The sequence below is a fragment of the Noviherbaspirillum humi genome, from assembly GCF_900188095.1.
Taxonomy (GTDB): Bacteria; Pseudomonadota; Gammaproteobacteria; order Burkholderiales; family Burkholderiaceae_D; genus Noviherbaspirillum; species Noviherbaspirillum humi.
In genome coordinates this window covers 17,016-38,271 of the sequence record NZ_FZOT01000006.1, presented here as the reverse complement: position 1 = coordinate 38,271, position 21,256 = coordinate 17,016, and the positions used below count along the sequence as shown (strand labels likewise).

18 protein-coding genes are annotated in these 21,256 nt (G+C 62.3%); 7 read left to right on the top strand and 11 right to left on the bottom strand.

Annotated elements, in window-relative coordinates:
* Window positions 1-15: 15 nt before the first annotated feature.
* From CHB88_RS11180 to CHB88_RS11165, 4 genes are all read right to left on the bottom strand, one after another.
* Window positions 16-1,002 carry a beta-ketoacyl-ACP synthase III gene (locus CHB88_RS11180; RefSeq protein WP_089399415.1) on the bottom strand — a complete coding sequence of 329 codons (987 nt, stop codon included), beginning with the start codon at window positions 1,000-1,002 and terminating at the stop codon, window positions 16-18.
* Complete coding sequence (gene plsX, locus CHB88_RS11175; RefSeq protein WP_089399414.1) at window positions 999-2,093, bottom strand: phosphate acyltransferase PlsX; 1,095 nt, start codon at window positions 2,091-2,093, stop codon at window positions 999-1,001. The genes CHB88_RS11180 and plsX overlap by 4 nt, the downstream gene beginning before the upstream one ends.
* A 148-nt stretch (window positions 2,094-2,241) precedes the next feature.
* Window positions 2,242-2,424 (bottom strand): 50S ribosomal protein L32, encoded by a 183-nt coding sequence (gene rpmF, locus CHB88_RS11170; protein WP_089399413.1) that lies wholly within the window; start codon window positions 2,422-2,424, stop codon window positions 2,242-2,244.
* Window positions 2,425-2,536: 112 nt separating this feature from the next.
* On the bottom strand, window positions 2,537-3,037 hold the full coding sequence (locus tag CHB88_RS11165; protein WP_176442419.1) for a YceD family protein: 501 nt from the start codon (window positions 3,035-3,037) through the stop codon (window positions 2,537-2,539).
* A gap of 100 nt (window positions 3,038-3,137) precedes the next feature.
* Here CHB88_RS11165 and CHB88_RS11160 point away from each other — a divergent pair, with 100 nt between their 5' ends.
* Window positions 3,138-3,752 carry a Maf-like protein gene (locus tag CHB88_RS11160; RefSeq protein ID WP_089399412.1) on the top strand — a complete coding sequence of 205 codons (615 nt, stop codon included), beginning with the start codon at window positions 3,138-3,140 and terminating at the stop codon, window positions 3,750-3,752.
* Window positions 3,753-3,788: 36 nt separating this feature from the next.
* The gene (locus CHB88_RS11155; protein WP_089399411.1) at window positions 3,789-4,553 is read left to right on the top strand and encodes an SAM-dependent methyltransferase; all 765 of its coding nucleotides are present in this window, start codon (window positions 3,789-3,791) and stop codon (window positions 4,551-4,553) included.
* A 348-nt stretch (window positions 4,554-4,901) separates the two neighbouring features.
* On the opposite strand, the gene CHB88_RS11150 is transcribed toward CHB88_RS11155, so the two are convergent.
* From CHB88_RS11150 to CHB88_RS11135, 4 genes are read right to left on the bottom strand one after another with little or no spacing between them, the layout of a single operon-like run.
* A complete protein-coding gene (locus CHB88_RS11150) occupies window positions 4,902-5,903 on the bottom strand; it encodes a S49 family peptidase (protein WP_089399410.1) in 1,002 nt (333 codons plus the stop codon).
* 20 nt (window positions 5,904-5,923) lie between these two features.
* Window positions 5,924-6,298, bottom strand: a complete 375-nt coding sequence (locus CHB88_RS11145; protein ID WP_089399409.1) for a Rieske (2Fe-2S) protein — start codon at window positions 6,296-6,298, stop codon at window positions 5,924-5,926.
* The gene (locus CHB88_RS11140) at window positions 6,295-6,954 is read right to left on the bottom strand and encodes an HAD-IIIA family hydrolase (protein ID WP_089399408.1); all 660 of its coding nucleotides are present in this window, start codon (window positions 6,952-6,954) and stop codon (window positions 6,295-6,297) included. The genes CHB88_RS11145 and CHB88_RS11140 overlap by 4 nt, the downstream gene beginning before the upstream one ends.
* A gap of 55 nt (window positions 6,955-7,009) precedes the next feature.
* Complete coding sequence (locus CHB88_RS11135; RefSeq protein WP_089399407.1) at window positions 7,010-8,032, bottom strand: RluA family pseudouridine synthase; 1,023 nt, start codon at window positions 8,030-8,032, stop codon at window positions 7,010-7,012.
* 577 nt (window positions 8,033-8,609) lie between these two features.
* Between CHB88_RS11135 and CHB88_RS11130 the strand changes: the two genes are divergently transcribed.
* The 3 genes from CHB88_RS11130 to moeA all read left to right on the top strand — a co-directional run bounded on the left by CHB88_RS11130 (window position 8,610) and on the right by moeA (window position 14,399).
* The gene (locus tag CHB88_RS11130) at window positions 8,610-11,558 is read left to right on the top strand and encodes an Rne/Rng family ribonuclease (protein WP_089399406.1); all 2,949 of its coding nucleotides are present in this window, start codon (window positions 8,610-8,612) and stop codon (window positions 11,556-11,558) included.
* 131 nt (window positions 11,559-11,689) lie between these two features.
* Entirely contained in the window at window positions 11,690-13,048 is a 1,359-nt protein-coding gene (chrA, locus tag CHB88_RS11125) for a chromate efflux transporter (RefSeq protein WP_089399405.1), read from the top strand.
* Window positions 13,049-13,115: 67 nt separating this feature from the next.
* Window positions 13,116-14,399, top strand: coding sequence for a molybdopterin molybdotransferase MoeA (gene moeA / locus CHB88_RS11120; protein ID WP_089399404.1), 1,284 nt, complete (start codon window positions 13,116-13,118; stop codon window positions 14,397-14,399).
* Window positions 14,400-14,433: 34 nt separating this feature from the next.
* Here the strand turns inward: moeA and CHB88_RS11115 are convergent, their stop codons facing one another.
* The 3 genes from CHB88_RS11115 to CHB88_RS11105 all read right to left on the bottom strand — a co-directional run bounded on the left by CHB88_RS11115 (window position 14,434) and on the right by CHB88_RS11105 (window position 17,741).
* Window positions 14,434-15,753 (bottom strand): hemolysin family protein, encoded by a 1,320-nt coding sequence (locus CHB88_RS11115; protein WP_089399586.1) that lies wholly within the window; start codon window positions 15,751-15,753, stop codon window positions 14,434-14,436.
* A gap of 101 nt (window positions 15,754-15,854) precedes the next feature.
* Window positions 15,855-17,312 carry a DNA recombination protein RmuC gene (locus CHB88_RS11110; protein ID WP_089399403.1) on the bottom strand — a complete coding sequence of 486 codons (1,458 nt, stop codon included), beginning with the start codon at window positions 17,310-17,312 and terminating at the stop codon, window positions 15,855-15,857.
* A gap of 27 nt (window positions 17,313-17,339) precedes the next feature.
* Window positions 17,340-17,741, bottom strand: coding sequence for a group II truncated hemoglobin (locus CHB88_RS11105; protein WP_176442418.1), 402 nt, complete (start codon window positions 17,739-17,741; stop codon window positions 17,340-17,342).
* 377 nt (window positions 17,742-18,118) lie between these two features.
* On the opposite strand from CHB88_RS11105, the gene CHB88_RS11100 reads away from it, so the two are divergent.
* The gene (locus tag CHB88_RS11100) at window positions 18,119-19,480 is read left to right on the top strand and encodes an undecaprenyl-phosphate glucose phosphotransferase (RefSeq protein ID WP_245844920.1); all 1,362 of its coding nucleotides are present in this window, start codon (window positions 18,119-18,121) and stop codon (window positions 19,478-19,480) included.
* A gap of 272 nt (window positions 19,481-19,752) precedes the next feature.
* Window positions 19,753-20,709: a UTP--glucose-1-phosphate uridylyltransferase GalU gene (galU, locus tag CHB88_RS11095; protein WP_089399400.1), complete on the top strand. Its 957-nt coding sequence runs from the start codon at window positions 19,753-19,755 to the stop codon at window positions 20,707-20,709.
* Window positions 20,710-21,256: the final 547 nt, after the last annotated feature.

Genomic DNA, 21,256 nt, shown 5'->3' with positions numbered 1-21,256 from the left:
ATTGATGAAGTGGTTTTACATTCGTGCGAGGACCGCACCCCAGGTGAAGCCGCCGCCCACGCCTTCCATCATGACATTCTGGCCGGGGCGGACACGACCGTCGCGCACTGCCTGGTCCAATGCCAGCGGAATCGAGGCGGCCGAGGTATTGCCATGCTGGTCGACCGTGACCACCATCTTTTCCAGCGGCAAGCCGAGCTTCTTGGCGGTGCCTTGCATGATGCGGATGTTGGCCTGATGAGGAATCAGCCAATCGATCTGATCAGACGCCATTCCGGCCTTCTCCAGCGCCTCTTTGGCGACCTTTTCGAGCACCGACACCGCCAGCTTGAACACCGCCTGTCCATCCATGTGAAGGAAGGCGCTGCCCTCGACCGCACCATGGCTGACGCGGCCAGGAATGCAGAGGATGTCCGCATGGCTGCCATCCGCATGCAGCGCCGTGGCAAGCACGCCCGGTTCTTCCGAAGCGCTCATCACGACCGCTCCGGCGCCGTCGCCGAACAGCACGCAAGTGGTGCGGTCTTCGAAATTCAGGATGCGTGAAAACACTTCGCTGCCGATGACGAGCACATGCTTGTGAGCGCCAGCCTTGATGAAGCTGTCGGCAATGGAAACCGCATAGACGAAGCCGCTGCAGACAGCCTGGACGTCCATGGCGGCGCAGTGGTTTCCGATTCCGAGTTTCTGCTGCACGATGCAGGCAGTGCTGGGGAAGCCACCGAAATGGTCGGGCGTGGAAGTCGCCAGCACGATCATGCCGATGTCGTTCGGCTGCAGGCCGGCTGCCTCGATTGCCTTGCGCGCCGCTTCCGCACCGAGATCGCTGGCGTTCACGCCCTCGCCGGCATAGTGGCGCGCCGAAATGCCGCTGCGGGAAACGATCCATTCGTCCGAGGTTTCGATTCCACGGGTGGCGAGTTGATCGGCCAGTTGCTGGTTGGTGACGCGTTTGGGCGGCAATGCGCTGCCCGTGCCGGTGATTTTGCTGTACAAGGTCATGCGGTCTTATGCGGAGTTAAGTCAGCGGGCGCAGTTTCGGCAGAAGCCGGCGCGGCAATGACATCAGGCGTTGGGATGAATTCGGCGATGCTTCGGCTGATGCGCTCGATCAGCCCATGGCTTGCCGCGTCATAGGCTCGCCTGATCGCCCATTCGTAGCCGTACGCGCTTTCGCCGCCATGGCTCTTGAACACGAGACCACGCAGGCCGAGCAGGCTGGCGCCGTTGTAGCGTGACGGATTCATGCGACTGGAAAAAGCCTTGATCGCGCCGCGGGCAATCAAGGCGCCCAGCATGTTCAGTGGATTACGCTTGAATTCATCGGTCAACGCTTTCTTGACGAAACGACCCAGCCCTTCCGACGCCTTCAACACTACATTGCCGACGAAGCCATCGCATACGACGATGTCGGTCGTGCCGGCGAAGATGTCGTTGCCTTCGACGTTGCCGTAGAAATTCAGGATTCCCTTTTCATGGTCGGCGCGCAGTAGCGCTGCGGTCTGCTTGACCACGTCGTTGCCCTTGATGTCTTCCGACCCGATGTTGAGCAGACCGACGGTGGGTTTGGCCTTACCTTCAAGGGAGGAAACCAGCGCCGACCCCATGAGTGCGAACTGATGCAGGTGCTGGGCTTCGCAGTCGACATTCGCACCCAGATCCAGCATATAGGTTGGCGAATCTTTCTGATTCGGGATCAGCGTGCAGATGGCAGGACGGTCGACGCCGGGGATGGTTTTCAGAACATAACGCGACACCGCCATGAGTGCGCCGGTATTGCCAGCGGAAACGCAAGCTTGCGCCCGGCCTTCCTTCACCAGCGAAATGGCGACGCGCATGGAAGAATCCTTCTTCCTGCGCAATGCGGTTTCAACCGGGTCATCCATGGCGACGACTTCGGAGGCATGCACAACGGACAAGCGCGGATGCGCGTCGGCCTTGTGCCTCCTCAGTTCCGCCCGGACGACATCCTCCTGGCCCACCAGAATCAGTTCCGCGTCATGAACATGATTTACGAAGGAGATTGCAGCCGGAATCGTCACTGCCGGGCCGTGATCTCCGCCCATGCAGTCGATGGAGATTTTGATTGTCATTTAGTTGATTCAGAAGCGCGTTTCAGGCCGCTTGGAAGCCAGATCCGGCATGATTCAAAATGACGCAACGAGAATAGGGAGCATATGAAAAAAACGGCGCTAAATCCAGTTTTCGCGCCGCTTTTCATCAGTTTGCAAAGACTGACGATTACTCGTCGTTCTTGGTCTTCAGGACCTTGCGGCCACGGTAGTAGCCATTCGGGCTGATGTGGTGACGCAGGTGGGTTTCACCAGTGGTCGGCTCGACTGCCAGCGGCGGAGCGACGAGGAAATCGTGGGCACGGTGCATGCCACGCTTCGAGGGGGATTTTTTGTTTTGCTGAACGGCCATGATGACTCCTAAACCATAAGAGAGAGATTTTAACACAGACAGCCGGCAATTCATTGCCAGACTGTAATTTCTTCGCCTGTCGCCGAGGCGCAAACTTGCAGCGGCCAAGACGTCAGGAGCGCTTCAAGTCCTTGAGAACCGAGAAAGGCGATAACTTTTCCGTCTCCGCCTGCACGCCCGACACCAACTGGTCAAGGCAGGTTTCGTGCTTGGGCGAGAGCGGCAGTGCCAGCAGTGCTTCATCTTCGATCAGGTCGCGAATATTGAAGCTGCGACTGCCAACGATGACTTCCACCGATTCATCCTCGAGCTGGGCATCCAGCTCATCCGCCACGCCTTCGGTCTCTGCAAGAATCAGCACCGACGCGGTCTCGAAGGGAAATTCGAAAGGCGTCAGGCAGCGCTGGCAGATCAGGCGCACCGAACCGGACACCGACAGCGTCAGCTGGGAATGCCCCTGCTTGTCGCTGCCACCGGCAAGTTGCCACTTGACCGAACCGAAACCACTCACCGACTCCTGGCCCAGCCTGGGCAAGTCGGCAACGGCAAGCTCGCCCTCACGCCGCTCCCTGACGCGACAGAACTCGAAGGCGTCGATCACAAAAGCATTCATAATGAGCCGAACCCGGAAAACCTGCGATAATAACAGGCTTTTCCTTTATCCGTCAAAGCTTTAGCGCTTTTCAAGGCTTTTCCCGCCATCCATTGCCAACATGACTGCGTTACCTCTGCCACCGCGCATCATCCTCGCTTCAAGTTCGGTTTATCGCAAGAGCCTGCTGGAACGGCTTTGCCTGCCCTTCGACACCATCAGCCCGGACATCGATGAAACGCCTCTGGCCGGCGAAGCACCGGAAGCGACCGCACTGCGGCTGGCAAAGTCGAAGGCTGAAAAAATCGCTGAAACGGAAAAGGATGCGCTGGTGATCGGCTCCGACCAAGTGGCCACCCTGGACGGCGAGCAAATCGGGAAACCGGGTACGCACGACAACGCGATGGCGCAACTTCGCATGATGCGGGGAAGAGACGTCATCTTCCATACCGCCCTTTGCCTGCTCGATGCGCGCAAGACGCCCTCCGGTCCGCGCCTGCAGATGGTCGACGCGCAGACTCGCGTGTCGTTCCGCTCGCTGCCGGACGAGGAGCTGGATGCCTACCTTCGCATCGAGCAGCCGTATGACTGCGCCGGGAGCGCCAAGAACGAGGGTTTGGGCATCGCCCTGATCGAACGTCTGGAAAGCACCGATCCAACCGCCCTGACCGGACTGCCGCTGATCTCGCTCACCACGATGCTGCGCACCGCCGGCGTAACCTTCTTCCGGCGCTGAACCTACCGTTTCCTCTCATCACCATCGAGACCGTCCATGCCCGGCACTCTTTTTCTGATTCCCAACAGCCTTGGCGTGCCCGTTACCGGAGAGTCCGGCTTCTTGGCCGGCATCATACCGGCCCAGGTTTCCGCCCTCACCGCCAAGCTGGATTACTTCATCGCGGAAAACGCGAAGACCACCCGCGCCTTTCTCAAGCTGGTCGGCATGGATTTCCCGTTGAACAGGGCACTGCAGGAAATCGAGATCCGGGAATTGAACGTGAATTCGGATGCCACCGCCCTTCCCGCACTTCTCGAACCGCTATTGGCCGGACGCGATGCCGGTCTGATCTCCGAAGCAGGCGTACCTGCCGTCGCCGACCCGGGCGCCGATCTTGTCCGAATGGCGCATGCCAAGGGAATCACGGTGCGGCCGCTGGTAGGCCCTTCCTCACTGCTGTTGTCCGTCATGGGAAGCGGTCTGAACGGTCAGAGCTTCGCGTTCAACGGTTACCTGCCGACCGATCCCGCGCTGCGCGCCAAGCGCATCAAAACGCTGGAAGACCGCTCACGCCAAGAGCGCCAGACGCAGCTTTTCATCGAGACGCCTTACCGTAATCAAGCCATGCTGCAAGCCTTGGCGGATCATTGCCAGCCGCAGACCCTGCTCTGCATCGCGACCGACCTTACCCTGCCAACCGAAACCATCCGGACCCATAGTGCGGCAGATTGGAAGAAACGCCTGCAGAATCAACAAGCACCTGACATTCAAAAGAAACCGACAGTGTTTCTGATGCTGGCCGAGACTCAACGGAAATAGGTTTGTCGCCAGGGACAAAAGAGGATGGTTCAGACGTGCAAAACGGCGGTATTGCGCCGCCGTTTTGCTAGCCAGATGGCTATTGGGTAGTGAAGAAAGAAGTCAAAGACTCCTTCAACGCCGCATCGCGGATGCGGTAGGACATCCAGCCCGATACGCCTTCCAGATGGTTTACCGCATCGGAAGAACCGCGCCGGACAATGGGCAGTATAGATCGCCGCTTTTCAGATTCAAGGGCGCTAAGGAAAAAATTTGGAATAGCCTCCCTGCTTGGTGTCCCACCGTGCGGGACCGCCCCCAGTTAAGAGTCAGCGGCAATCTCCCCGATGATGGAAATTGCCTTTAGGGTCAGCGCATGGAAGGGCGTGCCGAATTCCAGAACGATGCCATGGCAGCCGTACCGACCGCGCCGCCGAATTTCTTGAGCAACTTTTCCGACAAGCCTTCATGCTGGGTATAGTCGACCACGTCGTCGGCCTTCAGCTCATCCCGGGCAACGGTATCCACCGTGCCGAAACCATCCGCCAGGCCCATCTGCACCGCCCGCGAGCCGCTCCAGAAAAGGCCGGAAAAGGTTTCAGGCGTTTCCTTCAGCCGACTGCCCCTCCCTTGGCGCACCACGTCGATGAATTGCTGATGCACCTCGTTCAGCATGTCCTGAGCGAAGGCTTTCTGCTTGCCGCTTTGCGGGCTGAACGGATCGAGGAAACCCTTGTTCTCTCCGGCCGTCATCAGGCGCCGCTCGACGCCGAGTTTATCCATCAGGCCGGTGAAGCCGAAACCTTCCATCAGCACGCCGATGGAGCCGACAATGCTGGCCTTGTTGACAAAGATCTTGTCGGCCGCCGCCGCAATGTAATAGCCGCCGGAAGCGCAGATCTCATCGACCACGACGAATAGAGGCTTCTTCGGGTAAGCCTTGCGCAGCCGGACGATCTCGTCGTTGATCATGCCTGCCTGCACCGGACTGCCGCCCGGGCTGTTGATCCTCAGGACGACGCCGACCGAGTTGTCATCGGCGAAAGCGCGATTGAGCGCCGGAATCACGCTATCCGCAGCGCCGGACGTGCCGGATTCGATCGTCCCATCGATCTGGATCAATGCGGTATGCGGCCCCACCGGCTCGGACTCGGCTACGTTGTACTGAAAGGCCATCCACAGGCCGTACACGACCAGCACCAGGGTGACCAGCCTGAAGAAGATGTTCCAGCGCCGGCGCGCACGCTGTTCCCTGAGCGTGGCGAATGCCAGCTTTTCAAGCACGTCGCGCTCCCAGGCGCCTGAGCGCTCATTGCGGCCATCCCGGCCGGGCGGCAAATCATTGTTTGCGTTGTAACCGTCGTTGCTCATCGTTTATCACTTTTTCTAGATTAGGCCCGAACCGGCCTGATGAAATCATCCGGGTGCCAGGAAATCTGACCGTCAGCCTCCGTAACCTGGATCGGGCGCAGCCGCCCGCCGCGGCAAGGGCCGCCGGCGCAAAGACCCGTGCTTGGCACATAGAGCGCGCCGTGCGTGGAGCACATCAGGTAGCCGCCGCCAGACTCGAAAAACTCCCCTTCATTCCAGTCGAGTTCGATCGGCACATGGGCGCAGCGATTGAGATAACCATAGACCTGGCCATCGTGGCGCACCACGAAGCCGGTCCGGTCCTCGCCGCCAGCGGTAACCGGGAAGCGCACGCCCTTGCCGCCATCCTCCAGGTCGGCCGAAGCGCAGATCGGGATGGAAACCGCTTCCGTCATCCGTTTTCCCTCAGCCAGGCATGCAGATCGGCGACCGAATTCGCCGAAAATAGCGGATTGAGCGCCGACAGCTGTTCCGATGGATGGGCGCCGTAATGAACGGCAATCGCCGCCGCACCGGCATTGCTTGCCATTTGCAGATCGTGGGTCGTGTCGCCGATCATCACCGTGCGCTGCATGTCCTGGCCCAGTTCACGGGTGAGTTCCTGCAGCATGGCCGGATGCGGCTTGGAGAAGGTTTCATCGGCGCAGCGGGTGGCGTCGAAGACCGACAGCAGTTTGGTGGCATCGAGCGCGCGATTGAGCCCGACCCGGCTCTTGCCGGTGGCAACCGCCAGAAAATAGCCTTGCTGGGAAAGGTCGACCAGCATCTCGCGCACCCCGTCGAACAGGTCCAATCCCTTGTCCTTCGACAGGTAGTGGTAGCGATAGCGCTCCACCATGCGCGGATAGTATTTCGGATCGACGCCGGGAAGCACGGCTTCCATCGCATCCTGCAGTCCGAGGCCGATCACGTAGGAAGCGGCACGGGTGTCCGGCACGGGCAGCCCGAGATCCTTGGCCGCCGCCTGAATGCACTTGGCGATGGTGCTGGTGCTGTCCATCAGGGTGCCATCCCAATCGAACACGATCAGGTCGAACTTTTTTCTTGCCATAGTTATCACGGGCCGCCGAAGCGCCCACTCCCTGTAAATATGTTTTGCCTTGCCGTCAGGATACCCGCTCGTCCGCAGCCTCGGCTTGCAAACTGCGCAGGAAGGCGTCGCACTCGCGAGGCAATTCGGCCTTCAGCGTCAGCGGTTCGCCGCTTTCCGGATGCAGGAAGGTGATCCGGTGGGCATGCAGAAACATGCGCTTGAGCGCAATCCGGCTGCCCTGCGGCTTTTGCAGCGCCCGGTTCAGGCCGAAGTCGCCATACTTGTCATCCCCGGCGATCGGATAGCCGCTGGCCGACAGGTGTACGCGAATCTGGTGCGTGCGCCCGGTCTTGAGCTCCGCTTCCAGCAGCGCGAAGGCGCCGTATTTCCGGACGAGGTTGAACACGGTGTGCGAGGCCATTCCATCGGACTGCACCCTCACCCGGCGCTCGCCATCGGGCGTATTGTATTTAAATAATGGCAGCTTGATATGCTGCCGAGCATTTTTCCATTCGCCGTGGACGAGGGTCAGATAGCGCTTGTCGATCGTCCCTTCCCGGATTTGCTCGTGCAGATTGGTCAGCGCCGAGCGCTTCTTGGCCAGCAGCAGAATGCCGGAAGTTTCCCGGTCCAACCGGTGCACCAGTTCCAGGAACTTGGCCTGCGGGCGCGACGCGCGCAATTGCTCGATGACGCCGTAGCTCACGCCCGACCCGCCGTGCACCGCCACGCCGGCCGGCTTGTCGATCACCAGCAGGTGCGCATCTTCATGCAGGATGGTGAACTCGGCGCCGGGCACGGCTGCCTTCTGCGTTTCGGCGACCCGCACCGGCGGCACGCGCACCACATCTCCCGCCTTCAGGCGATAGGTTTGATCGATGCGACCCTTGTTGACCCTCACCTCGCCCGAGCGCAGCACCCGGTAGACGTGGCTCTTCGGCACGCCCTTGCAGATACGGAGGAGGAAATTGTCGATGCGCTGATCGGCCTCTTCTTCGCCGATCGTAATCAAGCGGACCTGCGGAACCACCGGAGCGGATGGAGGGTCGGCGCGATTTTCGGGCGCATTCCCAGAAAAATCCGGTAAGTCCTTCATTTTGAATATATAATCGTTTCGCACCAGTCACGAACCGGTGCACGTGTAAGAATAAAAAGCACATTCTACACAGGGGCGTCTCCACCAGCCTCGCCAAACCGCAAATTTGATGGAAAAGAGATGTGTATGCAGCATCCCCGCATGAGCCAGGGCGGCACCGCAGTTGCAGCCGGGCGGCGTGCAGGGATGTTGAACGAGTCAGCTTGAATCGAATGGATAAGTCCGGCAAGCAGTGCCTTTCGCATAGGTCGCGGCATGCTTGCTGGTTGATGGTGTTGATGAATCGTCTGCCGATGTTGGAAAACCCGAGATCTTCTAGTGGTCAGACAAGCCGCTGTGCGCCTGGCGCCGCGCTCGAAGGAATCGAGCCGCCCGGGCAGGAAGCGGCACGCACCCGGCACACGCGTCAACCTCATCCGCGCCCCGTGGCGGCAATGGCGGATCATCTTCGCTTTGGCCCACATTGAGGCAATTCCTCCCAAGCCCTCCGTTCTCGCGTACATCCCGCTAGTCTGCCGCAGCAACGGCGAAGCCGCCGCTGACGGCACTTGATGGCCTCGTGCCATACGGAGAAGAAATGAAACGCATGTTGTTCAATGCCACGCAGCAGGAAGAGCTGCGCGTGGCGATCGTCGATGGGCAGAAGCTGATCGACATCGATATCGAAACCGCCGGACGCGAACAGCGCAAGTCCAATATCTACAAGGGTGTCATCACCCGCATCGAACCCTCCCTCGAAGCCTGCTTCGTCAACTACGGCGAAGAGCGCCACGGATTCCTCCCCTTCAAAGAAGTCGCCCGCAGCTATTTCCGCGAAGGTGTCGACGTGCGCAACGCTTCCATCAAGGAAGCGCTGCGCGAAGGCCAGGAAATCATGGTCCAGGTCGAAAAGGAAGAACGGGGCAACAAGGGCGCCGCCCTCACTTCCTTCATTTCCCTGGCCGGCCGGTATCTGGTCCTGATGCCGAACAACCCGCGCGGCGGCGGCGTTTCCCGCCGTGTCGAAGGCGAGGACCGCCAGGAACTGCGCGAGACGATGGACAAGCTCGACCTGCCGGCCGGCATGTCGGTGATTGCCCGCACCGCCGGCATCGGCCGCAGCGTCGAGGAACTCCAGTGGGACTTGAATTACCTGATGCAGCTGTGGCGCGCCATCGAAGGCGCCGGCCAATCGGCGCCGGGCGCATTCCTGATCTACCAGGAATCGTCCCTCGTCATCCGCGCCATCCGCGATTATTTCCAGCCCGACATCGGCGAAATCCTGATCGACACCGACGACATCCACGATCAGGCGCGCCAGTTCATGGCCCACGTGATGCCCGACATGGTGCACCGGGTCAAGCGCTACCGCGACGACGTGCCGCTGTTCTCGCGGTTCCAGATTGAGCACCAGATCGAAACCGCCTATTCCCGCACCGTGCCGCTGCCGTCCGGCGGCGCCATCGTCATCGACCACACCGAGGCCCTGGTCTCCATCGACGTCAACTCCGCCCGCGCCACCCGCGGCAGCGACATCGAGACCACCGCGCTCAACACCAATCTCGAAGCCGCCGACGAAGTCGCGCGCCAGCTGCGCCTGCGCGACCTCGGCGGCCTGATCGTCATCGACTTCATCGACATGGAGAACGCGAAGAACCAGCGCGAAGTCGAGACCCGCCTCAAGGATGCGCTGCGCTACGACCGCGCCCGCGTTCAGATGGGCAAGATTTCCCGCTTTGGCCTGATGGAGCTGTCGCGCCAGCGCCTGCGTCCGTCGCTGTCCGAAGGCAGCCACGTGACCTGCCCGCGCTGCAACGGCACCGGTCACATTCGCGATACCGAGTCCTCCGCCCTGCAGGTGCTGCGCATCATCCAGGAAGAGGCGATGAAGGAAAACTCCGCCGCCATCCACGTCCAGGCCCCGGTCGACGTGGCTGCCTTCCTGCTCAACGAGAAGCGCGGCGAGATCCTGAAGATCGAGACGCGCCACCGCGTCACCGTCATCCTGATCCCGAACAAGCATCTGGAGACGCCGCACTACAAGCTGGAGCGCATCAAGCACGACGATCCGCGCCTCGAAGACAGCCAGCCGAGCTACGACATGGCGGAAGAAGTCGATACCGACATCGGTTACGGCAAGCGCCAGAAGGAAGAGCCGCGTCCACGCCAGGAAGCGATGGTCAAGGGCATCACGCCGGATCAGCCGGCGCCCATCGTCGAGCGCAAGCCGGTTGAGCCGGCGCCCGTGCAGGCGCCCGCACCCGCGCCGGTCAGCGAAGGCGGCTTCTTCAGCCGCATGTTCGGCCTGTTCCGCCGCAAGCCGGTGGCGCCGGTCGTCGCGCCGGCGCCGGCAGCCGAGGAAAAGCCGCAGCAGGCGCGCGAGCGCGCCGGCGAGCGCAACGGCCGTGGCGGCCAGCGCAACCGCAACCGCGGCCGCACCGGCCGCGAGCGGGTGGAAGAGCGGGACAACAGCCGTGTCGAGGCGCGGGAAGAAAAGCAGGCGCAACCGGTTGCTGCCGAAGGCGGCGCTCCGGCACCGCGCCAGCCGCGTCCGCCCCGCGAGAACCGCGAAGCGGGCTCGGAGAGCCGCCGCGAGCGTCCGCGCCGCGAACGTGAGCCTAAGGAAAATCGCGAGCCGCGCGAAGCGAAGGAGCAGCCGGCTGACGCCCTGGCCGCGGCTGCCGTACCGGCCGCCCTGCAGGCCGAAGACTTGGCTGCCGCAGCCGTGGCCGCAGCAGCGGTTCCCGTCGGCACCGAAACCACCGCCGAAGACGCCCAGGTGATGGGCGCCGAAGGCGAAGCCGAGGCGGGCGCCGAGGGCAGCGAAGAGCGCCGCCGTCGCCGTCGCCGTGGCGGCCGCAACCGCAATCGCCGGGATCGCGAGGGTTCGGAACTGTCCGCCGGCGGCGAACAGCTCGGCGCGGAAGAAGGCGCGTCCGAAGGTCAGGACACGGTGCAGGTCGTCATGACCGAAGCCACCGTACAGACTACCGCCGTGGATCTGCCGGCCTCCACATCGGCTGACACCCGACCGGCGGTGCATGCGGAAGTCAGCGACGTGTCGGTACAAACCACGACCGTGGTCATGCCGGCCGCCGAAGCGCCGTCGGAAGCCGCTGGTGCCCAGCCCGTCGAGATTGCCGAATCGGCACCCGCAACGGAAGCTGCCGCGGTTGAAGCCGCCGCCGTCGAACCTGCCGTTCAGCCGCAGGTCGCCGCGGAAGCGGCCGCTCCTGCCGCGGTGGCTATCCCGGCACCGCAGGTGGCTGCGGCAACTGCCGCCGCTGAGCCGGAAACGCCCCGGCCCTCCGTCGAAGCAGCCAAGCCGGCATCGACTGCCCCGGCATCGATGCCGGTGGAAAGCCTGCGTGAAGTGCTCGCAGCCGCCGGCCTGACGTTGGCAATGACGGATCCCGAAAAGCTGCGCAAGGCTCAGGAAGCCGCGGCCATGATGGCGCCCCAGCCTCGCATTCCGCGGGAGCGCAAGCCCCTGCCGCCGATGCCGAGCGAACCGCTGATCCAGGTGGAAACCCGGCAGCAGGCTTGATCGTGGATGGCTTTCGGGCCATCCTGCTGCCGCAACAATGACGAGAGGGGGCCTGGCCCCCTCTTCTTTTTGCCTGTCGCCGGCGGTCGCCAGTATCATCAGCCGCCTCATTTCCCAGCAAGATTCTTTCCATGAACACCGTTGAACGAGACCGGGCCGACGCGCCGTTTTCGCCCACCCAGCCGCCCGCCGCCGTGACCTTTGCCGAAGCCGTGCGCTATTGGTTCTGGCTCGGCTTCGTCAGCTTCGGCGGACCGGCCGGCCAGATCGCCCTGATGCATCAGGACCTGGTGGACCGGCGTCGCTGGATCTCGGAGGGACGGTTTCTCCACGCCCTCAATTTCTGCATGCTCCTGCCAGGCCCGGAGGCGACCCAGCTGGCAATCTACATCGGCTGGCTGATGCATCGCACCTGGGGCGGCATCGTGGCCGGGCTGCTGTTCGTGCTGCCCGGTTTCCTGGTGCTGGTGGGCTTGTCCTGGCTGTACCTGCGCTTTGGCAGCGTACCGCTGGTGGCCGCGCTTTTTTATGGCATCAAGCCAGCCGTCGTCGCAATCGTGCTGGCGGCGGCCTGGCGCATCGGTTCGCGCACGCTCACCAACCGCTGGCTGGTCCTGCTCGCGTTGGGTGCCCTGGCCGCGATCTCGATATTCAACATCGGCTTTCCTTGGGTGGTGCTGTGCGCCGCCGCGATCGGCGCGCTCGGCGCCCGATTTGCACCTGACAGCTTCAGCCAGGCCGGCGGTCATGCAAGCGCAGCCAAGGCGCCGCTCGGAGCGGCGCTCATCGGCGACGACACGCCGACGCCGGCCCACGCCCGCTTCACCGCGGGCAAGCTGCTTGCCTCATCCGCCATCGGCATCGCAATCACGCTCGCCGGACTCATGCTGCTCGCACTGCTGGCTGGCGCACAGAGTCCGCTGACGCAGATCGGCAACTTCTTCACCAAGGCGGCGCTGCTGACCTTCGGCGGCGCCTATGCGGTGCTGCCCTACGTCTACCAGGCGGCGGTGGAGACCCATGCCTGGCTGACGCCGGCGCAGATGATGGACGGCCTCGCCCTCGGCGAAACCACGCCCGGTCCGCTCATCATGATCGTCGCCTTCATCGGCTTCATCGGCGGCGCCGGCAGCCAGGCGAGTTTTGCCGGGGGATTCATCGGCGCCAGCGTCGCGACGTTCTTCACCTTCCTGCCCTCCTTCATATTCATCCTGGCCGGTGCGCCGGTGGTGGAGTCCACGCGCGGGAAGCTGGGCCTGACCGCGCCGCTGACCGCCATCTCCGCGGCCGTCGTCGGGGTCATCGTCAGCCTGGCGCTGTTCTTCGCCATCCATGTATTTCATTGGGATAAGCCGCCGGCATCCTGGGACGTCACCGCCATGGCGCTGGCGGCAGCCGCCTGCGCCTGCCTGATGCGCTTCAAGCTCGGCCCGGTGCAGGTGATCAGCCTCTGTGCCGCCGCCGGCCTCGTGCTATCTTATCTGCGCTGATTTTCCGCTCGGCGGTTCGACGCCCGGCGCCCGCCCTGTTCATCATTACTCGTACAAGAAACGGAACATGACCGCTCCCGCCCTTTCCGACATCGTCAGCTGCCTGTCCGGCTATGATCCGAATGCCCTGCCCGTGGCGCAGGCGCAGCAAATCATGCGTGACTTCGTCACGCCGGTCGCGGCCATCGAAAAGCTCGCCATCCGCGCCGCGCTGGACCGGATCCTGGCGACCGATATCGTGTCCAGCATCGACGTGCCGGCGCACGACAACTCCGCCATGGATGGTTTCGCCGTCGTCGGCGACGACCTCTCCGATGCCGATCTCACCCTGAAGGTGATCGGCACCGCCTATGCGGGACGAGGCTTCGAAGGCAGCGTCGGCCGCGGCGAATGTGTGCGCATCATGACCGGCGCGGTGATGCCCGACGGATGCGATACCGTGGTGCCGCAGGAGTTCACCCGCAACGCGAGCGAAAACGGCGTCACCATCCCGGCCGGCGCAGTGCGGCGGGGGGACAACCGTCGCCTGCGCGGCGAAGATCTCGCCATGGGGAAGCCGGCGCTCCTGCAAGGGAAAATGCTGCGGCCGGCTGACATCGGCCTGCTGGCCTCGCTTGGCGTGGCGGAAGTGCCTGTCTGGCGCCGCCTGCGCGTGGGCTTCTTCTCGACCGGGGATGAACTGCGCTCCATCGGCGAACCGCTGGACGAAGGCTGCGTCTACGACAGCAATCGCTACACGATTTTCGGCATGCTGCGCCGCCTCGGCTGCGACGTCATCGACATGGGCGTGGTGCGCGACGATCCGGCCGAACTGGAAGCCGCCTTCCGCAGCGCCTGCGAAAACGCCGATGCGATCATTACCTCCGGCGGCGTGTCGGTCGGCGAAGCGGATTACACCAAGCAGATGATGGCCAAGCTCGGCGACACCACGTTCTGGAAGATCGCGATGCGGCCCGGCCGCCCGATGGCTTTCGGCCGAATCCAGTCCAACGGCAAGAGTGCTTATCTGTTCGGGCTGCCGGGCAATCCGGTGGCGGTGATGGTCACCTTCCTGTTCCTGGCGCGGCCGGCGCTGCTGCGCATGATGGGAGTCGAGGAGCCCGCGCTGCCGTTGCTGAAGGCGAAATCGGAAACGGCCATCCGCAAGAAGCCGGGCCGCACCGAATATCAGCGCGGCGTACTCAGCGCGGGCGCGGATGGCATGCCTCAGGTAAGGATTACCGGCGCCCAGGGCTCCGGCATCCTGCGCTCCATGTCGGAAGCGAACTGCATGGTGGTGTTGAACCACGCCCAGGGCAATATTGCTGCCGGCGATCCGGTTGACGTGGCGCTGTTCGACGGCTTGATCTGATTGATGTGACGGCAGCGGCGCAGGCGCGCCGGACTCACATCGTCGGTTCCGGGGTTTCCTGGAGGAGGCTGTCTTTCGCCGGCGGCGTGGCAAGCACCTTGTCGATGCGCTTTCCGTCCAGGTCCACGATCTCGAAACGCCAACCTTCCCATTCGCAGTGGTCCCCGGTCTGGGGCAGCTTGCCGAGCAGGAGCATCACCATGCCGCTGAGCGTGTTGTAGCGGCCGCGCTCTTCTTCCGGCACCACCTTCAGGTCGAGCCGGTCCTTGAGTTCCGGCACTGGAATAAGTCCATCGAGCAGCCAGGAGCCGTCCTCCCGCTGCACCGCCCACGCGTCCTCGTCGTGATGCGGCTTGAATTCGCCGGTGATGGCTTCCATCACGTCCTGCAAGGTGACGATGCCCTGCACTTCGCCGTACTCGTCGATGATGAAGGCGAGATGAACTCCTGAATTCTTGAAATTCTCCAGCAACTCCATGCCGGTCAGCGACTCCGGCAGGAACAGCGCCGGCTGCAGGTGCTCGGTGAGATTGGGGCGGTTGCCGCGCAGGGTCTGGGTCAGGAACTGGCGGGCGGTGGCCACGCCCAGCACATCGTCCCAGCCGCCGCGCACTACCGGAAAGCGGGAATGCGGACTGGCTTCGATGCGGCGCAGGTTTTCCTCCAGCGGCTCATCCACGTCGAGATAGACGATGTCGCCGCGAGGCACCATCAAGGAAGCGATCTGCCGGTCATCCAGGCGAAACACGTTTCGCACCATCTGATGCTCATGATGCTCGATCACGCCGGCATCGGACCCCTCTTCCAGCATGAGATTGATCTCTTCCTGGGTGACCACCGACTCCAGCCTTTCATTCACGCCGAAGGTCCGCAGGACGAGCCGGGTGGATCCGGACAGCAGCTTGACGAAAGGCCGGGTCAGCGCGGCCAGCCACAGCATCGGCCGGGACACCAGGCGGGCAATGGCCTCGGGGCTGATCTGGCCCAGGCGCTTGGGCACCAGCTCCCCCAGCACAATCGAGAAATAGGTGATGAAGACCACCACCAGGCCGGTGGCGAGATAGCCGGCGGTGGAAGCTTCCACGCCGTGCCGCTGCAGCCATGCGCTGAACGGGCCGGCGAGTGTCGCCTCGCCGACGATGCCGTTCAGGATGCCGATCGAGGTGATGCCGATCTGCACAGTCGACAGAAACTGGTTCGGATCCTCGCCCAGCTTCATCGCCGCCGCGGCCGAGCTGTCGCCCTCTTCCGCCAGCCTCTGCAGCCTGACCTTGCGCGCGGCGATCAGGGCGATCTCCGACATGGCGAAGGCGCCGTTGAGGAGAATGAGGCCGAACAGAATCGCTATTTCCATATGGGTTGAGGTGAGCTCGAAGTCGTCATTGCAATTATCGGTTCCGCTCCACATGGGCGGATACAGCGGCATGGGCTGGCCGCGCAGCAGGTGAAGGCGAATCAGCCGCCTTCATCCTCCACGCCTACCAGTTCAGCACCAAGCAAGCGCTGTGCCGCCTCGGCCGGCAAGGCTTCGACCGACTTCAGCTTGCGCGCCATCTGCCGGCTGCGGGTCTCGGCCTGCTCGATATTTTTCGCGGCCCGCTCCAGCGAATTGCGGGTCGCCGTCAAAACATCGCCGAATTTCGCGAATTCGGTTTTGACGGCGCCCAGCACTTGCCACACTTCGGATGATCGCTTTTCCAGCGCGATCGAGCGGAAGCCCATCTGCAGGCTGTTCAGCAGCGCCAGCAGGGTCGATGGACCGGCAATGCTGATGCGGCAGGCGCGCTGCAGGTCGTCGGCCAGGCCAGGCCGCCGCATTACCTCCGCATACAAGCCTTCGGTCGGCAGGAACATGATGGCAAAGTCGGTGGTGAGCGGCGGGGACAGGTATTTCTCGGAGATGGTCTTCGCCTGCAGTCGCACCGCCTTGTCCAGTTCCCGTCCGGCGGCGGTCATGCCATCCGTATCGGCGCGTTCCGCGGCTTCCAGCAGCCGCTCGTACTGTTCCTTGGGAAACTTGGCGTCGATCGGCATCCATACCGGCGGCCTGCCTTCCCCATGCCCAGGCAGGCGGATGGCAAACTCGACCCGCTCGCCGCTGCCCGGCACGGTTTCCACATTCTTTCCAAACTGGTCGGGCGTGAGCATCTGTTCCAGCAGCATTTCCAGCTGAACCTCGCCCCAGGTGCCGCGCGACTTCACATTCGTCAGCACCCGCTTGAGATCGCCCACGCCGATGGCCAATTGCTGCATCTCGCCCAATCCCTGGTGCACCTTTTCGAGCCGGTCGGAAACGAGCTTGAAGGATTCGCCCAGGCGGTGCTCCAGGGTGGCATGCAGCTTCTCGTCCACGGTCTTGCGCATTTCCTCGAGACGAGTGCCGTTGTCGGCCTGCATGTCGCGAATCCGGGTTTCGAGCGTGGACCGGATCTCGTTCATGCGCTGCGCATTGGATTCGGTGAGGGTGCTCAAGGACAGCGCCAGCGTGTCGCCAAAGCGTTTGAGGGCGGCGGCCTGTTCCTGCCGCGCCCCCTGGGATTGCGCCAGGATGGCGTTGCGCAGCGTCTCCAGCTGCAAGCCGTTGGCTTCGGTCAGCTTGGCGAGCTGCTGGGCAAAGGCGTCTATCTGGCTGTTCTGCAGGGTGGCCATGCTGGCGAGCTGGTGCAGCATCGCCTGCTGAAACTGGCTGAAGCCGGTGCCGACCTCCTGCCGTGAAAGTTGGGCGGAGGTCTGGATCTGGGCGCGCAGTTCCCGCTCGACCCGTTCAGCCGTCTGTTGCTGACTCGCTTGAAGGTCTTGCTGAACGCGGTTGAGATCGGCCGCTTCGCCGCCGCGGCTGCGCAGAAGCATGAAGACCTGCAGCAGCAGAATGGCGACGCCCAATCCGGTAAGGATGAGTTCGCTTACTGACATGGAAATCCGGCGGGGATCATAGGCTGGTCAACCGGCCCGGTTCCGCATCCAGTCTGCGGTCTGGTAGAAGGAATGCATCAGGCGCTCCTGCAAGCCGGCGTCGATGCCGACGTCCTGCATGGCCCACGCCATGCAGCGCAGCCATTGGTCGCGCTCGCTGGAAGCAATCGCGTAGGGAAGATGGCGGGCGCGCAGGCGCGGGTGGCCGAATCGCTCGATATACAGGCTGGGCCCGCCCATCCATCCGGACAGGAACCAGTACAGCTTGTCTCGCGAACCATCCATCGGCGTCGGGTGCAAGGCGCGAATGCCGGCGAACTCCGGCTCCAGTTCCATCAAGTCGTAAAAACGGTCGACCAGTTCGCGCAACTTGTCGGCGCCGCCGATGAGTTCGAAAGCGGTAACTTCCTTGGTTTCTTCAAGATCCATGCAGCGCATGATAGCGCATCGCGCCCGGAGGGGAGAAGGAGTTTCCCGGCTTCAATGCATTCTCCGGGTGGTTTTACCGGTGCTTTGCCCTGCCATGTTTAGCGCTTTTCGTATGGCCATCAGGCGGTCCACAACTGCAGAATCGCTCATTTTTGATTCCGGCGATCAAGAGTGTTGACCCGCATTAACACCCCGCATGAGCTTTTACAACGGTCGCTTTGAGCGTTCGCAAGCAATATCCAAATCACATCTGAAAGGCGTTGCGAGTCCCTAATATTGTCGAAAAGGTAAGTCTCTCTTACCCGTCTCAACGGTAAAAAAACGGATCCGCCATGCAAGACTTGATCATCAAAAATTCCTCAAGACTCGAATTTTCCATGCGTCTGATGGACGTGCTGGTGCTGGAGGTCGCCGGCCTGCTCGCCAGCTATATCCATTTCCGAACTCCCATCGGCGAGACCGCGCCCATTCACTCGGTACTGCTGCATTTCTGCAGCGGCCTTTCGTTCCTCATGTTCGCCCAGCTCGGCCTGTACGGTTCCTGGCGCGGCCGAGCCCTTCCCGACCGCTTCCTGCGCCTGGCCGGATCCTGGGCGCTGGTGCTGAGCATAGGCCTGTTCTTCAGCTTTCTCATCCATCACGTCGGCAATGTATCCCGGCTCTGGCTGTTCTACTGGTATGCACTCGGCCTCACCTTCATGATTCTGATCCGGATCGGCGTGTACTTCATGCTCCGCTATTTCCGAGCGAAGGGATTGAACAACAAGCGCGTGATCATCGTCGGCTACGGCAGCACCGGACAGGAAATGCATCGACGCGCCATCGCCCAGGACTGGGCCGGTTATGATGTGCGGGCCGTCTACGCCGATGAGAAGGATGCGCAGAAGATTCAGGACTCCGGTATCGCCAGGCTGCAAAAGCTGGAAGACATCCCCATTTTCATGGCGGCGCACAGCGTGCACGAGATCTGGATCACCCTTCCCTTGATGGCATCGCCGAAGCTGCAGGAACTGCAGTACATGCTTCGCAATACCCTGGTCGACGTGCGCTGGATACCGGACATCTTCAGCCTGCAGATGCTCAGCAACAAGATGGGCGACTTCCTCGGCTTGCCGGCAGTGGATCTCAATCAGCCAGTCACGGCCGGTGTCAACGGCATCTTCAAGGACCTGTTCGACAAGGTGTTCGCATTGGCCGCGCTTTTCATGCTGCTGCCGCTGTTCATCGTGCTTGCGATTGCGATCAAGGCGACCTCGCCAGGCCCGGTATTCTTCCGGCAGCCCCGCCTCGGTCTGAATGGCCGGCCCTTCAATGTCTACAAGTTCAGGACGATGAAGGTGCATCAGGAACAAGGCACCGTCACCCAGGCGCGCAAGGGCGATCCGCGGCTGACGCCCATCGGCGGATTCCTGCGCCGCACCAGCCTGGATGAATTGCCGCAGTTCCTGAACGTGCTGTTCGGCGACATGTCGGTGGTCGGTCCGCGTCCGCATGCGTTGCAGCACAATGAAATGTACAAGGATCTGCTGGAGTGCTACATGCTGCGCCATCGCGTCAAGCCGGGCATCACCGGCTGGGCGCAGATCCATGGCCATCGCGGCGAAACGGATACCGTCGACAAGATGGCCAAGCGGGTCCAGTTCGATCTGCACTACATCCAGAACTGGTCGATGTGGATGGACATCCGCATCATCGCCTGGACCGCCTTCAAGGGGTGGACCGGCAAGAACGCTTATTGAACCTAGCAGCGCTTTGCTCGCACTTACACAAGCGGGTGTCGGCACGTTGCCTGACACCCGCTTTCTTTTGGTCATCATTCCCGTTCAATTCTGAAAGGAAGCCGGCATGCGCCTAACAAACCCGTCATCCCAATAAGGCAGATCAATATCTCCCGCGATGATAAGCCCCATCATCGCAGCAGGCTGGGATCCGTTCTGATTGCCGCGCGGAAAAGCGGCAGCCGATCCAGTTTTCCACTTTCCTGATCAAGCCTTTATAAAAGACACCGACTATGCAGAGACCCGTTACCAAAGCCGTATTCCCGGTCGCAGGACTAGGTACCCGTTTCCTCCCTGCCACGAAGGCAAGCCCGAAAGAAATGCTGCCGGTGGTGGACAAGCCCCTCATCCAGTACGCCGTCGAAGAAGCCATCTCCGCCGGCATCACCGAAATGATCTTCGTCACCGGCCGCAACAAGCGCGCCATCGAGGACCATTTCGACAAGGCCTATGAACTGGAAGCCGAGCTCGAAGCAAAAAACAAGCAGGCGCTGCTGGAGGTCATCCACAGCATCAAGCCGGATAACGTCGAATGCTTCTATGTGCGGCAGGCCGAGCCGCTCGGCCTCGGCCACGCCGTGCTTTGTGCGGAACGCATGGTGAACAACAAGCCTTTTGCCATCATTCTTGCGGACGACCTGCTCTACCATGAGCAAAAGCCGGTGATGCGGCAGATGGTGGACGTCTTCAGCCAGTATGGCCGCAGCGTCATCGGGGTCGAGCAGATTGCGCCCGAGGAGTCGCGCTCCTATGGCGTGGTGGCCGGCACGCCGCTGGATGAGCGCCTGCTCAAGCTGCACGGCATCGTGGAGAAGCCCGCGCCGGAGGATGCGCCTTCGGACCTCGGCGTGGTCGGCCGTTACGTGTTGACGCCATCCATTTTCGACCACCTGCGCACCATCCAGCCTGGCGCCGGCGGCGAGCTTCAGCTTACCGATGGCATCGCATCGCTGCTTCGGGACGAAATCATCACGGCGTACCAGTTCGAAGGCAAGCGCTACGATTGCGGCAGCAAGCTCGGCTATCTGGAGGCTACCGTGGAATTCGCGCTGCGCCATCCCGAAGTCGGCGCTCAGTTCCGCGACTTCCTGCGGCAGCACCATGGCAGTCAAACCGGACAGCGACAATCCGACAGCGGCAATGAACCCAACACCATCCTTCCTCTGCAAGCCTCGGCCTGGATGGGCTGACCATGCCTCCGGCGGGCATCCCGGGTGCGCGCCGGCCCAGCCGTGAGCGAGGCCCAAGGCCTGACTGACAGTTCGCTCTCCCTTCAAAGTGAGGACTTGGGTGGGGATCGGTTTCTGGCGCAAGCGAAGCATATTTCCTGAGCACGAAAGAGACCATTCCCCTCCCAGCCTCCCTTTTGAATGGGGGGCTGCCGCTATTTGAAGGGGAGCCTGCTTTCCTGGAAAGCCGCGAAGAAATCGACCCTGACACGCCGCCGACGACCGCGGCGTCAATTTCCTCTCATGCGCATGCCTCGACGCAGCGCTACTCGTCAGCGGCTTGATGATCGGAATACTTGCCCTGCTGCCCGCAGAGCAGCGGTTCATCGATCGGGCCGGCGTCATCCACCCACCCTCTTCGCTACTCTCTTCCACAGTCAAGTCTTCAGCCGGCGCTGCTGCTGCGCGGCGGCACAGCACGCCGCATCGATCGCGCCGCGTCGCTGGCTTTCATCTTCCGCTTCGCGATCACGCTTGGGGAACGAACGCTCGCATCGCCGCCTGACGA